Annotated in this window: 8 protein-coding genes; 3 read left to right on the top strand and 5 right to left on the bottom strand. The window is 66.6% G+C overall.

Annotated elements, in window-relative coordinates; translation table 11 throughout:
• Positions 1-781: 781 nt before the first annotated feature.
• The 3 genes from KME82_RS23875 to KME82_RS23865 all read right to left on the bottom strand — a co-directional run bounded on the left by KME82_RS23875 (position 782) and on the right by KME82_RS23865 (position 5,833).
• Positions 782-2,620 carry a DUF885 domain-containing protein gene (locus tag KME82_RS23875; protein ID WP_215496236.1) on the bottom strand — a complete coding sequence of 613 codons (1,839 nt, stop codon included), beginning with the start codon at positions 2,618-2,620 and terminating at the stop codon, positions 782-784.
• A 206-nt stretch (positions 2,621-2,826) separates the two neighbouring features.
• Positions 2,827-5,046 carry a S9 family peptidase gene (locus KME82_RS23870; RefSeq protein ID WP_215499187.1) on the bottom strand — a complete coding sequence of 740 codons (2,220 nt, stop codon included), beginning with the start codon at positions 5,044-5,046 and terminating at the stop codon, positions 2,827-2,829.
• Between the two features lie 76 nt (positions 5,047-5,122).
• Positions 5,123-5,833: a glutathione binding-like protein gene (locus KME82_RS23865; RefSeq protein WP_215496235.1), complete on the bottom strand. Its 711-nt coding sequence runs from the start codon at positions 5,831-5,833 to the stop codon at positions 5,123-5,125.
• Positions 5,834-6,076: 243 nt separating this feature from the next.
• On the opposite strand from KME82_RS23865, the gene KME82_RS23860 reads away from it, so the two are divergent.
• The gene (locus tag KME82_RS23860) at positions 6,077-6,721 is read left to right on the top strand and encodes a TIGR00645 family protein (RefSeq protein WP_215496234.1); all 645 of its coding nucleotides are present in this window, start codon (positions 6,077-6,079) and stop codon (positions 6,719-6,721) included.
• Positions 6,722-6,881: 160 nt separating this feature from the next.
• Here KME82_RS23860 and KME82_RS23855 read toward each other — a convergent pair whose 3' ends face one another.
• Positions 6,882-7,916 (bottom strand): hypothetical protein, encoded by a 1,035-nt coding sequence (locus KME82_RS23855; protein ID WP_215496233.1) that lies wholly within the window; start codon positions 7,914-7,916, stop codon positions 6,882-6,884.
• 53 nt (positions 7,917-7,969) lie between these two features.
• On the opposite strand from KME82_RS23855, the gene uvrD reads away from it, so the two are divergent.
• Entirely contained in the window at positions 7,970-10,162 is a 2,193-nt protein-coding gene (gene uvrD, locus KME82_RS23850) for a DNA helicase II (RefSeq protein WP_215496232.1), read from the top strand.
• Positions 10,163-10,760: 598 nt separating this feature from the next.
• Here the strand turns inward: uvrD and KME82_RS23845 are convergent.
• A complete protein-coding gene (locus KME82_RS23845) occupies positions 10,761-13,121 on the bottom strand; it encodes a TonB-dependent receptor plug domain-containing protein (protein ID WP_215496231.1) in 2,361 nt (786 codons plus the stop codon).
• 174 nt (positions 13,122-13,295) lie between these two features.
• Between KME82_RS23845 and KME82_RS23840 the strand changes: the two genes are divergently transcribed.
• Entirely contained in the window at positions 13,296-14,516 is a 1,221-nt protein-coding gene (locus tag KME82_RS23840) for a phytase (protein WP_215496230.1), read from the top strand.
• Positions 14,517-14,522 lie beyond the last annotated feature (6 nt).

Below are 14,522 nucleotides of genomic sequence, written 5' to 3'. Positions count from 1 at the left end.
GCGGCGGCGTGAGTCGCGATCGCGCGATCGCCAAAACCTCGCAGCCTGCGTCGTAGTTGCGTTGCCGCGGTCGCGGCTCGCGCCGCTCCTACAGGTAGGCCATGTGGCTTTTGTTTGTGTCTGAAGTCACGTCTACCTTCCAGCGCTGCGACGCCTGTAACTCGCGTTAGCAAAAGCACACCCGGAGGGCGGCGCACATGGATGTGCGCCGTGCGCCACCGAGACAGGATGTCTCGTGTGGCGCATGCCCGCGTCGGCATCGATCGTGCGGCTTTTGATTCGAAACAGGAACGCCTTTTTCTTTGGTGACTTTCTTTTGTGGCTCTGGACAAAAGAAAGTTACCCGCCGCTTTAGTGGCGGAAGCTTTTGATCCTGCTTGCAGCTCCTAAAGCTTTAGAGCTTTGAAGCTGTAGAGCCTTTGAAGCCAAAGGCAAGATCAACAGCTTTCGTCCGCAAGCGGCCGAGTTACTTTCTTTTGTCAAAAGCGACAAAAGAAAGGTAACCAAAGAAAAACGCTTTTTTGTGAATCAAGAGCCCGCGCGTGCGGAGCTGACGCAGGCATGCGCCACACGAGACATCCTGTCTCGGTGGCGCACGGCGCACATCCATGTGCGCCGCCCTCCGGGTGTGCTGTTGCTAACGCGAGTTCAGGCCTCGCGGCGCTGGATGGACTGCGTGTCTTCCAGCGTGAGCCGAGCCGAAGCAACGGCAACGGCAAGGGCGATTTCAGCTTGCCCGCGCAATCGGAACAAGGCGTTCCGATTGCCGATCAGCGCAAGATCAGCGCTTGCCCTTGTTCTGCGCCGGCACGAAGTTTTCCTGCGCCGCCTTGGCCAACAGCGCCGGTGGCAACAAGCCCTGATCGAGCAGGAAATTGTTGAACTTCAAACGGTCGAAGCGATCGCCGGTAGCCAGCTCGGTCTGCATGCGCAGCTCCAGGATGCGGCTGTAGCCGTAGAAGTAACTGCCGGCCTGGCCCGGGGCGTTGAACATGTAGCGATCGAGTTCCTGCTTGGTCATCGCCTCGGAGAAACCGACCTGCTCCTGCAGCAGCTTGCCGGCGCTCGCGCGATCGGTCAGGCCGAGGTTGAGCATCGGGTCGAGCATCGCGCGCGAGGCGCGCAGCAGGCGGAACTGCAATGCGATCAGCTGCCCGTCGAGCGGCTCGTACGGCACCATCTCGGCTTCGGCGTACAGCGCCCAGCCTTCGACGTTGACCGAGTTGAACGCGAACATCGAACGCGCCAGCGAAATGCCGCGCTCGATCATCGCGGTGAACTGCAGTTCGTGGCCCGGGCGGCCTTCGTGCGCCGACAGCGTCCACGCCGCCGATTCGTAGTTGAAGTCGTCGTAGTGCAGGGTCTTGCCGGACGGATTGGGCACCGCCACCGGCAGCACGAACTGGCCTTGTTGGCCGGTGTTGCCGACCAGCGGCGCGGGCAGGAAATGCGGCGCCGGCTGCGAGGCCGATTCGGCGTCGCTGCCCAGGCGCATCACCATCGGCCGCTGCGGCACGTCGACGATCTGTTCCTTGCGGATGATCGGATCGATCGCGTCGATGACCTTGCGGTAGCGCGGTTCGAGCTGGTCGTTGGGGATGGTGTCCTGCTTGAGCGCGCGGATCACCGCGACGTAATCGTGCGGATCGGCGATCTTCAGGCCCTTGGCTTTGGCGACCAGCGGCGCGAGCTGGCGCATCGCCGCGCGGGTTTCCATGAACTCGACCTGGGCGCGGCGCATCAGCAACTGCGGATCGATGTCGATGCCGTACTGCTTGAGTTGATACGCGTACAGCTCCGGCGGCAGGCGCGCGTCGCTGCGCGCCTTGGGCAGCACCGCGCTGCGGGTCCACTGGCCGTACTCGCGCAGCTGGGTTTCCATCGCCTTGAGCGCCGGTTCGGCGCCCTGGATCTTGTACTTGTCGAACAGCTTGCGGATGCCGGCGACGTAGGTGTCGACGTTGCCCAGGGCCTGGTCGACTTCGAGCTTGGTCGGCTGCAGCAGGCTGGAATCGGCGGCCAGGCGTTCTTCGTAGCGCTGGCGGGCGAGGGTGGTCAGCGGTTCGCTGCCCGGGGTCATGCCGACATAGGCCTGCAGGCGCGCGAGCGCCTGGGTGCGGCGTTCGGGCGGGGTCTGATCGGAGAGCAGACCGTTGATGCCGGAGAACACCGTCTGCGGCGCGTCGAACCACGGCAGCATCAGGCGTTCGTTGAGTTCGTTGCCTTCGACGTTGTCGTCGATCGCGCCGATCAGGATTTCCAGGTCCTGGCGCACGTTGGGATCGCGTTCGACCTGCAGCTTCTCGTGCAGTTCGGCCTTGGCCTTGGCCATGGCGGCGCGGAAGCGCTGGTTCACCTGCGGCTTGAGGTCGGTGACCTTGTCGTCGTAGCCGGGAATGCCGAAGAAGGAGAAGCCTTCCGGGGCGAAATCGGCCTGGGCCTTGATCAGGATCTGGGTGTAGCGGTTGCTCGTTTCGACCCAGGCCGGCGACGGTTTGGCGGCGGGCGCCTTGGCCTTGGTGTCGGATTTCGCCGCATCCCCGGCGTGTGCAGGCGCGGCGGACAGGACCAGGACGGGCGCGGACAGCGCCAGGGCGACGGCGAGAACGAGCGGCTTCATGAGGTGACCCGGGTGGAGTGAAGGGCTCCAGCATCGGCTTCGCGGCGGTCGGGGCCAAGCGCCGAAGGTCATGTGGGTGGATGAAGGGGACGCGGCCCTCACCCCAGCCCTCTCCCGCAAGCGGGAGAGGGAGACAAGCAGAATGCGGTGGTTTTAGCCCCTCTCCCGCTTGCGGGAGAGGGCCGGGGTGAGGGCCGCGAGCGACCTCAGCGCTTCAGACACCGATCGAAGAAATCCTCGGTCAAGCGAAACCGATGCAGATTGTCGCGCCCGCGCAACCCATGCTTCGCACCGGGATAGGTCATCAGTTCGAACGGCTGCCCGCGCTGCTGCAAGGCGCTCATCAGCACGGTGGAGTTGGTGAACAGCACGTTGTCGTCGGCCATGCCGTGGATCAGCAGCAGCTTGGAGGTCAATCCGTCCAGATGCTCGAGCACGCGGCCTTCGCGATAGCCGTCGGGATTGCTCTTGGGCAGGCCCATGTAGCGTTCGGTGTAGTGGCTGTCGTACAGGCCCCAGTCGGTGACCGGCGCGCCGGCGACGCCGCAGGCGTAGGCGTCGCTCGCCTTCGCCAACAGCATCAAGGTCATGTAACCGCCGTTCGACCACCCGTACACGCCGATCTTGTCGCCATCGACCCACGGCTGCGACTTCAGCCACTCCACGCCCTTGAGCTGATCGGCGACTTCCACCGTGCCCTGCTTGCGGTACAACGCGCCGCCGAACGCCGCGCCGCGCCGCGGCGTGCCGCGGTTGTCGACCGAGAACACCACATAGCCGTGCTGCGCCAGGTACTGATTGAAATCCGGCGCCCACACCCGCTTGACCGTCTGCGAGGCCGGGCCGCCGTACACGTTGACCACCACCGGATAGCGCTTGCCCGCATCGAATCCGCTGGGCTTGATCAGGCTGTAGTGCAGCGCGGTCTTGCCGTCGGCGGCCTTGATTTCGCCGTATTCGATCGGCCGCTGCGCGGCGCGGTACGGCGCGAACGGGTGCTTGGCATCGTCGAGATCGTTGGCGATCAGCGCGGCGATGCGGGTGCCGTCGTTGCGATACAGCTCCAGTTGCGGCGGCGTGGTCGGGTTCGACCAGGCATCGACGAACACGCTGCCGTTGAGGGCGAAGCTCGGGCTGTGATAACCGTCGGCCTTGGAGATGCGCTCGATCGCGCCGCCGCTCAACGCCACCCGATACACCTGCGAATCCAGCGGCGAATCCTTGCCCGCGGCGAAGTACACCTGGCCGGCGTCTTCATCGACCGCGAGCACGCTGTCCACCGGCCACTCGCCCGAGGTCAGCGCCTGCGCCTGCTTGCCGTCGGCCGAGAGCAGGTACAGGTGCTCGTAACCGCTGCGCTCGCTGTTCCACAGGATCCGGTCGTCCTTGAGGAAACGCAGATCGTTGTGCAGCGGCACCCAGGTCTTGGAGGTTTCGGTGATCAGCGTGCGTTGCTCGCCGCTGCGCAGGTCGGCTTCGATCAATTCCAGTTTGTGCTGGTCGCGCGACTGGCGCTGGAAGGTCACGCGGTCGGCGTCGCGCCAATCCACGCGCGCCAGGTAGATGTCTTGTTCCTTGCCCAGATCGATCTCGCTCGGCGCGGCAGCCTGCGCGCCGACGCGCGCTACCAGCAGACGCACGCGCACGTTGGCGTCGCCCGCGGCCGGATAGCGCTGCTCGACCACGTCGGTGCGATCGGGATACACCTCGTAGCGCTTTTGCACCGGTACCGGCGATTCGTCGATGCGCGCGAACGCGATCGCCGAATCGTCGGGTGCCCACCAGTAACCGGTGTGGCGGTCCATCTCTTCGTCGGCGACGAATTCGGCCACGCCGTTGCCGATGGTGTCGCTGCCGTCCTTCGTGAGCTGGGTCGCCTTGCCGTCGGCCAGGTCGATCACCCACAGGTTGCGGTCGCGCACGAAGCTGACGAACCCGCCCTTGGGCGACAGCTTGGGATCGGTGGCGAAGCCTTCACCGTTCGTAAGCTTGCGCACCGCGGCCTTGCCGGTCTTGGCCAGGTCGTACAGGTACAGCTCGCCGCCGAGCGGGAACAGCAGGCGCTTGCCGTCGGGCGACCACTGGTAATCGACGATGCCCGACAGCGCAGCGATGCGCTGGCGTTCGCGACGCGCCTTCTCGGCATCGCTGAGCACTTCCGCGCCGGGCAGCACGTCGTCGGAATCGACCAGCAGCGTGGTCTTGCCGCTGGCGATGTCGTAGGCCCACAAGTCCAGTCGGTTCTTGTCGCGGGCCTTGCCGCGCAGGAAACCGACCCGGCTGCCGTCCGGCGCGATCTTCGGCTTGACCAGGCTGGTACCGGACAGCGGCGCGTCGCCGGTGAGCGCTTCGAGCGTCAGGCCGCCGGCGCCGGGAGTGGTGGTGGCCGTAGCCGGAGCAGCGAAGGCGGGAGTGGTCAGCGACATGGCGAGCAGGCACAAGGCAAGGCGGCGGGTGGTCTTCATCAGGGCGATCGGTCCGGGACGTGCTGCGGGTGAGGCATCAGGTGGGCTGCGCCGGCGAGCCGAACAGGTGGCGGCGCATTTCGTCGGTCATGGTCTTGTCGGCGCGGTACACCTTGCCCATTTCGTAGGCCCGCTGGAAGGCCGGGCGCGCGGCCAGCTCGTCGTGCCAGCGCTGCACGTTGGGATAGCGGGCGAGGTCGACATGGTGCCATGCGTGTTCGTGGGCCCAGGGGTGGCAGGCGAAATCGGCGATGCTGAGTGTATCGGCGGCGATGAACTCGCGCCCGGCCAGGCGGCGGTCGAGCACGCCGTACAGGCGCTCGGTTTCGCGCTGATAACGCTCGATCGCGTACGGCACCTGCTCGGGCGCATAGCGGGTGAAATGGTGGTTCTGTCCGAGCATCGGGCCGTAACCGCCGACCTGCCAGAACAGCCATTCGTTGACTTCGACCTGGCCGCGCACGTCGCCGGGCGAGAAACGGCCGGTCTTGGCCGCCAGATACTGCAAGATCGCGCCGGATTCGAAAACGCTCACCGCCGCGCCGCCATCCGACGGCGCATGGTCGACGATCGCGGGCATGCGGTTGTTCGGCGAAATCGCCAGGAAGTCGGGCTTGAACTGATCGCCCGCGCCGATATCGACCGGCTTGATCGAATACGCCAGCGCCGCGCCGGCCTGATTGGCCTCTTCCAGGAACAAGGTGATCTTGTGGCCGTTGGGCGTGGGCCAGTAATGCAGGTCGATCATGGGAGATGCTCCGCGGAGAAAGCCTGGAGTGTAAGTGCGCGCGTCCGCGCGCCGCCGCCGCGCCGATGGAATGGCGTGTGCCGCAAACCGCGCCGCAGCGGGCTTTGCGCCGGCTTTGAACGGGTAACGCGCGAGCAGAAAACCGCCGCGCAGATGAACCCTCGGGTGGCCCCGACGTGGCGATGTCACCCCCGGGCGGCTACTCTTGGCCGCCTGTACCGTCTTCACATTCACGAGTTCCGCATGACCGATCCCAAGATCAACCGACTCAACCCCCTGCCGGCCCTGATCTTCAGTTCGCGCTGGCTGCAACTGCCGTTGTACCTGGGCCTGATCGTCGCCCAGGGCGTCTACGTGTTCCAGTTCATCAAGGAACTGGTGCATCTCGTCCAGGATGCGACGACCCTGACCGAGCAGGGCATCATGCTGATCGTGCTGGGCCTGATCGACGTGGTCATGATCTCCAATCTGCTGATGATGGTGATCGTCGGCGGCTACGAGACCTTCGTCTCGCGCCTGCGCCTGGAAGGCCATCCCGATCAGCCCGAGTGGCTCAGCCACGTCAATGCCAGCGTGCTCAAGGTCAAGCTGGCGATGGCGATCATCGGCATCTCCTCGATCCACCTGCTCAAGACCTTCATCGGCGCCGGCAACCTCGGCCTGCCGCTGTGCGGTACGCCCGATGCGTTCACCGCGGCGCAGGCGGCGGCCCAGGCCACCGCGAACGGCGTCGCCAACGCGACCGCGCGCTGCTCGGAGCTGACCTCCGAAGGCGTGATGTGGCAGTCGCTGATCCACTTCCTGTTCATCATCTCGGCGATCGGCATCGCCTGGACCGACAAGCTGATGAGCACCACGGTGGCGAAGCCGGCCAAGGGCGCGCACTGAGGTTGCGGCGGCGAGCGTGACGCGGGTTGCGACCCGCGTCCGCGGTCGGATCGACGAAGTTGCACGTAGCAACGAGCCCGGGGCCTGTGCCTCGGGCTCGTTCGTTTGTGCGGATGGGGATTGATCGGCGAACTGCGGGATCGCTGCGTGGCGGCTAGCGTTAGTCGGCGGGCTTGAGCGTCCGCGGCGCCATGATCGCGCGGCGCAGCCGCACGGCCTCGGGCTGGGCGGAGAAACGCAGCGCGCCGTTGTCCGCGCGTTGCAGGCCCAGCGCGCGATAGGCCTCGTCCTGCGAGGGGAAGTCCTGCATCGCGGCGTAGCGCCGGTACAAACGGGCGAGCACGCCGTTGCCGCCGGCGCGATCGAGCGCGGCGACGAAATCTTCCGGTTCCATGCTCGCGTCGTCGTCGAGGCAGCAGCGTGCGTACGCGGCGAGCACGCGGTCCAGGTCGGTGCGCTGTTCGCGGCGCAGCGCGAGGTCGGCGTCGAGCCAGAACGCCGCGCCGGCCCAGTACACGCGCATGGTGCTGCCGCGGTTGCGGCCGATCTGGTCCATGCGCGCGCCCGCGCCGACCTGGCGCCCGCGCTGGAAACCGGCTTCGATCCGCCGCCACGCCTCGTCGCCGTCGAGCAGGCCGGCGCGCGCGCGCGACACGTTCTGGTAATAGCTGGCCAGGCCCTCGGCCAGCCAGCGGCCGTCGTCGCCGAGGTAGGGGTGCATCAGGTGCGAGAGCTCGTGCACGGCGGTCCAGTCGTCGCGCAGTTCCGGATAGGTCGCGTCGTCGCGCACGTACAGCAGCACCGAGACGCCGTCGTTGCGGCGGGTCTGACCCCACGGCACCGGGCTGGAATCGCGGCCGCGCCGTGGCACCAGGCGGATGCGCACCAGCGCGTCGCGCAGCGGGAAGCGGCCCGAGGAGGTCAGCGCGGCGTTCGCGCATTCCTCGATCCAGCGGCGCAATAACGCGACGCGCGCGGCGTCGGGCGGGTTCTCGATGCGCACCCGCAGGCGGGTGTCGCCGGCGCGGATCGTCCATTCGGCGTTCGAATCGGCTCGATCGGCGGCCGCATTTGCGAATTGCGCCGCCGCGATCGGCGCGGCGGACTCGGCCGCTGACGCATTCACCGGCGCCGCGGCGCCGGCGCAAACGAGCAAACTCAGCAAGGATGCGGCGCGGACGGACATGATCGGCATTGGAACTCCATCGGACGGGAAGGTTCCCGCGGCATCGCCGGTACAATGGGGCGATGGACGTATCGCACCTGCTCGACGCACTCAACCCGGCCCAGCGCGAAGCCGTTTCGGCGCCCGCCGGCCATTATCTGGTCCTCGCCGGCGCCGGCAGCGGCAAGACCCGCGTGCTGACCCACCGCATCGCCTGGCTCAACGAAGTCTTCGGCGTGCCCAACCACGGCATCCTGGCGGTGACGTTTACGAACAAGGCCGCCGGCGAGATGCGCGCGCGCGTCGACGCGCAGCTGCCGCGCGGCGCGCGCGGCATGTGGATCGGCACCTTCCACGGCCTGGCCCACCGCCTGCTGCGCCTGCACTGGCAGGAGGCCAAGCTGCCCGAAGGCTTCCAGGTGCTCGACAGCGACGACCAGCTGCGCCTGGTCAAGCGCGTAGTGCAGGCGCTGGAACTGGACGAAACCCGCTTCCCGCCGCGCCAGATCGCCTGGTGGATCAACGCGCAGAAGGACGAGGGCCGGCGTCCGCGCAATATCCAGCCGGCCAACGACGACTGGGCCGACGTGATGCTGCGCTGCTACGAGGCCTACCAGGAGCGCTGCGAGCGCGCCGGCCTGGTCGATTTCGCTGAGCTGCTGCTGCGCGCGCATGAATTGCTGCGCGACAACCCGGCGCTGCTGACCCATTACCGCACCCGTTTCCGCGAGATCCTGGTCGACGAATTCCAGGACACCAACGCGATCCAGTACGCCTTCGTGCGCGTGCTCGCCGGCGACACCGGCCATGTGTTCGTGGTCGGCGACGACGACCAGGCGATCTACGGCTGGCGCGGCGCCAAGGTCGAGAACGTGCAGAAATTCCTGCGCGATTTCCCCGGCGCGCAGACCATCCGCCTGGAGCAGAACTACCGCTCCAGCGCCAACATCCTCGACGCGGCCAACGCGGTCATCGCCCACAACCCCGACCGCCTGGGCAAGAAACTGTGGACCGACACCGGCCACGGCGAGCCGATCGATCTGTACGCGGCCTACAACGAGATGGACGAGGCGCGGTTCGTGATCGAGCGCCTGCGCCAGTGGGTACGCGATGGCGGCAGCTACGGCGACGTGGCGATCCTCTACCGCAGCAACGCGCAGTCGCGCGCCTACGAAGAAGCCTTGTTGTCCGAGCAGGTGCCGTACCGCGTGTACGGCGGCCAGCGCTTCTTCGAGCGCGCCGAAATCAAGGACACCCTGGCCTATCTGCGCCTGCTGACCAATCGCGCCGACGATGCCGCGTTCGAACGCGCGGTCAACACGCCCACGCGCGGCATCGGCGACCGCACCCTGGACGAAGTGCGCAAACGCGCGCGAGCCGAGGCGGTGTCGCTGTGGGATGCGGTGCGGCTGGTGGCGGCCGAGAACGTGCTCGCCGCGCGCGCGCGCAATGCGCTGGCCGGGTTCATGGCCTTGATCGAAGCGCTGGAAGGCGATGTCGTCGACATGCCGCTGCCGGAGAAGATCGACCACGTGCTGCAGCGCTCGGGCTTGCGCGATCACTACGCCAACGAGTCGCGCGGCCAGCTCGATTCGCGCACCGACAACCTCGACGAACTGGTCTCGGTCGCCTCGCGCTTCAGCCGCAGCGACGAAGACGAAGCCGCGGCGATGCCGGAACTGATCGCCTTCCTCAGCTACGCCGCGCTCGAGGCCGGCGAAGGCCAGGCCCAGGCCGGCGAGGACGGCGTGCAGCTGATGACCTTGCACAGCGCCAAGGGCCTGGAGTTTCCGCTGGTGTTCCTCGGCGGCCTGGAAGAGGGGCTGTTTCCGAGCAGCCGTTCGACCGAGGAATCCGGCCGGCTGGAGGAGGAGCGGCGCCTGGCCTATGTCGGCATCACCCGCGCGCGCGAGAAATTGGTGCTCAGTTACGCCGAAACCCGGCGCATTCACGGCATGGAGACCTACGGTTCGCCGTCGCGCTTCCTGCGCGAGATTCCGAGCCAGTTGCTGCACGAAGTGCGGCCGAAGGTGCAGGTGTCGCGGCCGATGTACAACAACTCAGGGCGTCGCGACGGCGGCGGCCTCAACCGCGGCCATGCGGCGATCGAAGCGCCACCGGTCAAGCTCGGCGCGCAGGTGCGTCATGCGAGTTTCGGCACCGGCACGGTCACCGATTACGAAGGCAGCGGCGCGCATGCGCGGGTGCAGGTGAACTTCGACGATGTCGGCAGCAAGTGGCTGGTGTTGGCGTATGCGAATCTGGTTCCGGCGTGAGGGCCTGGGGCTGCGGGCGTTAGGACGTACGGAGTAAGGGCGAGAAGGGCGTAAGCGTGTGAGTTTGACAGCCCAGCTTATGCCGGCTCCGAGGTGTGCGCTCAGTTCATAACGCCGGCTTGAGGCCGTCATCCCCGCGAAGGCGGGGATCCAGGGCTTCACCGCGACATGACTCTGAAGTCTCTGGATCCCCGCCTTCGCGGGGATGACGGGTGGGTGAGGCTGTGTCGCAATCGAGCGGATGGGATGGGATGGGATGGGATGGGATGGCGATTGATTGATTCGCGCCGATCCTCGCATGCCGCCTGATTGGCTTCGGCCACCCGCGTACCCCCAAGACCGCCATTCCCGCGAACGCGGGAATCCAGTGACTTTGACGCGGCTTGCACGAAAGGCGCTGGATGTTCGGCTTCGCCGAAGTAAAGCACAGCCCGCGTTCGCGGGAATGACGAACTGGGATAGCGGGTGGGATTGAACAAGCAGGTCGATGGAGGACGATGCCTCCGTCAGTCCGTCAGTCCGTCAGTCCGTCAGTCCGTCAGTCCGTCAGCTGGTCAGCCTCAAGCCCTCAACCTCTCAACCCTCAACCTCTCATCCCTCAAAACGCATACCGCATAACCACCTGATAAACCCGCCCAGCCTTCTCGCTTTCCCGCTCATACTCGTCGTACTCGCGATCCACCTGATCGGCCAAGGTATTGAACTTGTGGAACGCCTCATCCTTCGAAGCGTTCAACAGATTCGAACCGGTCAATCGCACCGCCACCCGCGAGCCGAAGCGTTTCTCGACGAAGGCCTCCAGATCGGCGCCGTAATGAGTCGACACCTCCTCGCCGAGCACGCGGGCATAGGCGTCGCCCTGGCGCCGGTAGCTCGCACCGAACGACATCCCCAGCGACGGCAGGTCCTGGATAAAACCGACGTTGAGCACCGAACTGGGCTGGTTGTTGAAACGGCGTTGGCCGAAGTCGTCGTCGACTTCGCTGTCCAGCCACGAGTAATTGAGGAACACGCCGGTGTCGGGCAGGCCCAGCGCGGTCAGCGGTGTGGACAGGTCGAATTCGGCGCCGTAGACACGGGCATCGCCGACGTTGGCGGCGGTGAACACGAAGCTGTCCGGGTCCAAGACCGGATAGCCCGGCGTGCCCGGGCCGGCGTCCGGATGCTCATCGAGGAACTCCTCGACCGCGTCGTCGTGATCGTCCAGCGCGGTCGCGCTCGGCCGGCCGGTGCCGACGATTTCGATGAGGTCGCGCACTTTGCGGTAGAACAGGTTGATCCCGACCACGCCGCGCTTGCCGAGCCTGCGCTCGTAGCCCAGGTCCAGGCCCCACGCGGTTTCCGGCCGCAGCGCGGGATTGCCGAGGAAATCGTTGTCGCCGTATTCCTCTTCCAAGGTCAGCGGCAGCAATTGATCGAAATTCGGCCGGCGCACGGTGCGCGCTAGCGATGCGCTGAGCCGGTCCTGCTCGGTCAGGTTGTAGCGCAGATGCGCCGACGGCAGCAGCAGGCCGTAATCCTTCTGGTCGCGGCGGCTGTCGTCGCCTGCTTCGGCGGCGCTGACGATCTTCGAACGCGTGGTCTCGTAACGCAGGCCGGTTTCCCAGTCGATGCGTTCGTGCTTGCCGGAGAACATCAGGTACGGATCGATGCGGCGCTCCTCGATCCGGCTGCTCTGGCGGTCGAACTCCTCGTAGGCCGGCAACGGCTCGCCCTCGTCCTCGGCTTCGACCTCGCTGGTGCGCAATGAGGTCTTGCGGCGCTTGTCCAGCCCGTCCACGCCGAATTCCATCTTCGCCCCGCCCATCGCACGCGTGTGCGCGAGCTTGAAGCTCAGCTCGCTGTCGCGGGTGTCGCCGAGGACGCGCGTGCCTTCGAAACCGTCGAACGAGGGCGGCGTGTCATCGTCGTCGTAGCCGATCTCCTGCTCGGTGTCGAAGCGCCTGTCGTCGAAACGCGCATAGCCCAGGTCGATCTCGCTGCGGCCGCCGGCCATGTCGAAGGCATAGCTCGCATTGAGCGTGGCGTTGCGCTGCTTGATGTCGACGTTCTGGTCGTTGACCGACAGCAGATGGTCGCGCGCGCGACCGGTCGGATCGTTGTACTCCAGCGAATGCTCGGTCTCGGTGCGGTCGGTACGCACATAGAAACCGTCCAGGCTCAGCTTGCCGGTGCCGATCTGACGGCTGTAGGACAGGTTGCCGGAGTAGTCGGTGCCGTCGCGCACGTCGCTCTGGTCTTCGCGGTCGACGAAATCGCCGCCAGGGGCGTCGAAGCGATCGCTGCGCTTGCGCTTGGGGTTGTGACGGCCCTGCACGTTGATGCCGCCGAGCAGGCGGCCGCCGGCGACATCGCCGCTGCCGACCGCGCCGAACACCGGCTTGACCTCGCCGTCGTCGAAATACGCCGCGCCGGCGCGCAGATAGCCGCCGTCGAATTGATAAGCGTCGCGCAGCACGATGTTGAGCGCGCCGGCCACCGCGTCGCCGGAACGGTTCGCGCTCGGGCTGCGGATGATTTCGATGCGTTCGACCAGTTCGGCCGGGATGCGGTCGACATAGAACGAACGGTCGCCGCCGGCGCCGGGCACTTTCTTGCCGTTGATCAGGATCTGGGTGTAGCCCGGGTCCAGGCCGCGCAGGCGCGCGCCGTCGAATTCGAGCACGTCGGACACGAAACCCACGCTCGGCACGCGCTTGAGCATGTCGCCGACGGTCAGCGGTTCGAAGCGCTGGAAATAGTCCAGGCCGTAGCTCAGGGTCGGCGCGGTCGCATCGCTGCGGTCGCGGTAGGCGATGTCGCCGGTGACGGTGACGCGATCGAGTTCGGTGGCCGGATCGGCGCTGCCGCCGGCGCCGGGCACGGTCGCTTCGATCGCAAGCGCCGGACTCGCGAGCGCGGCCAGCAATGCAGCGCCGAGTGCGCGATGGTGGACCCTGTGACGTCGCGGACTGCGCATGGTGTTCGCCGGTGAAGAGATGGCGAACGTTGTAAGTCCGGGCAATGGCAGGACGATGACGGCCGCTGCGCTTCGTGGTTTTTTCGTTCGCTGCCGCGGCGCGATCTGTCATCAATTATGCATGTGACGGTTCTATAACAGCCGCTGGGGACTCCTGTGAATTCGAGCACGTCGATGCGTCCAACTGTCTGTGTGTCTGCACTTCTGCCGGTGCTGCTGGCGCTGTCTGCTTGCGCGACGCCCGAGTCGCCGCGCGCATCGGATCCATCCAAACCGCTGGTCGAGCGCGAACCCGACGAGCGTGGTGGCGCCGACACCGATCCGCTGCTGTCGCGTTCCGGCGTGGCGCACCAGGTCGTCGAAGAAGCCTTCGTGACCCCGGCCACGCAGCAGGACAACATCGATTCGCCCGCGGTGTGGCGCGCGCCCAACGGCCGTTTGTGGCTGCTGGCGACGGCCAAGCAGGGCGGCGCGCTGACGATCTACGACGGCGACGATGGCCGCGCGGTCGGCCGCTTCGGTCGCGAAGGCGATGCGCTCGGCGAATTCCGCCGGCCCAACGGCATCGCCGTGCTCGGCGATCTGGCCTTCGTGGTCGAACGCGACAATCGCCGCGTGCAGGTGCTGTCGCTGTCGATGCCGGCCGCGGCCAGCCGCGAAGTCGGGGTCGCCGACACGCGCACGCCGCAGTTGCGCGCGCTGATGAGTTTCGGCCAGCAGCAATTGCAGCAGCCGTACGGATTGTGGGTGCGCGCGCTCGGCCCGCAGCAAATCGAAGTGATCGTCACCGACGCCTACATGGCCGGCGAGGATGCCGACGGCAACGAAATCCCGCCGCCGCTGGAGCAACTCGGCCGGCGCATGCAGCGGTATCGACTGCAACTCGGCGCCGCGACGCCGGTCGCGCAGCATGTCGCGGCCTTCGGCGACACCAGCGCCGCCGGTGCGATCCGCGTACCCGAGTCGATCTGGGGTGATCCCGCGAACGACCGCCTGCTGATCGCCGAGGAAGATCTCTCCACCGGCACCGCAGTGCGCGACTACACGCTCGACGGCCGTTATCGCGGCCAGACCATCGGCCAGGACCTGTTCAAGGCCCAGGCCGAAGGCATCGCGCTGTGGCAATGCGAGGACGGCAGCGGCTACTGGATCGCCACCGATCAGTTCAAGGATCGCAGCGTGTTCCATGTGTTCGACCGCGTCAGCCTGCGCCACCTGGGCGCTTTCGCCGGCAAGACCGTCGGCAATACCGACGGCGTGTGGCTGCAGCAGAACGGCTCGGTGCGTTTCCCCGACGGCGTGTTCTATGCGGTCCACGACGATCAGGCGGTCGGCGCGTTTGACTGGCGTGGTATCGCGCAGGCCTTGGGCTTGCGCAGTCGCTGCTCGGGTTAAGGCCCG

Origin of the sequence: Lysobacter capsici (assembly GCF_018732085.1) — a bacterium.
Classification (GTDB): Bacteria; Pseudomonadota; Gammaproteobacteria; order Xanthomonadales; family Xanthomonadaceae; genus Lysobacter; species Lysobacter capsici_A.
The sequence above is the reverse complement of the archived record's forward strand: the minus strand, read 5'-3'. Positions and strand labels throughout refer to the sequence as shown.

Bases quoted from the DNA above. Each gene is read 5' to 3' on its own strand.
- KME82_RS23865 (WP_215496235.1), bottom strand. From the start codon at position 5,833: ATGATCGACCTGCATTACTGGCCCACGCCCAACGGCCACAAGATCACC.
- uvrD (WP_215496232.1), top strand. From the start codon at position 7,970: ATGGACGTATCGCACCTGCTCGACGCACTCAACCCGGCCCAGCGCGAA.
- KME82_RS23840 (WP_215496230.1), top strand. From the start codon at position 13,296: ATGCGTCCAACTGTCTGTGTGTCTGCACTTCTGCCGGTGCTGCTGGCG.
- KME82_RS23855 (WP_215496233.1), bottom strand. From the start codon at position 7,916: ATGCCGATCATGTCCGTCCGCGCCGCATCCTTGCTGAGTTTGCTCGTT.
- KME82_RS23845 (WP_215496231.1), bottom strand. From the start codon at position 13,121: ATGCGCAGTCCGCGACGTCACAGGGTCCACCATCGCGCACTCGGCGCT.
- KME82_RS23870 (WP_215499187.1), bottom strand. From the start codon at position 5,046: ATGTCGCTGACCACTCCCGCCTTCGCTGCTCCGGCTACGGCCACCACC.
- KME82_RS23875 (WP_215496236.1), bottom strand. From the start codon at position 2,620: ATGAAGCCGCTCGTTCTCGCCGTCGCCCTGGCGCTGTCCGCGCCCGTC.
- KME82_RS23860 (WP_215496234.1), top strand. From the start codon at position 6,077: ATGACCGATCCCAAGATCAACCGACTCAACCCCCTGCCGGCCCTGATC.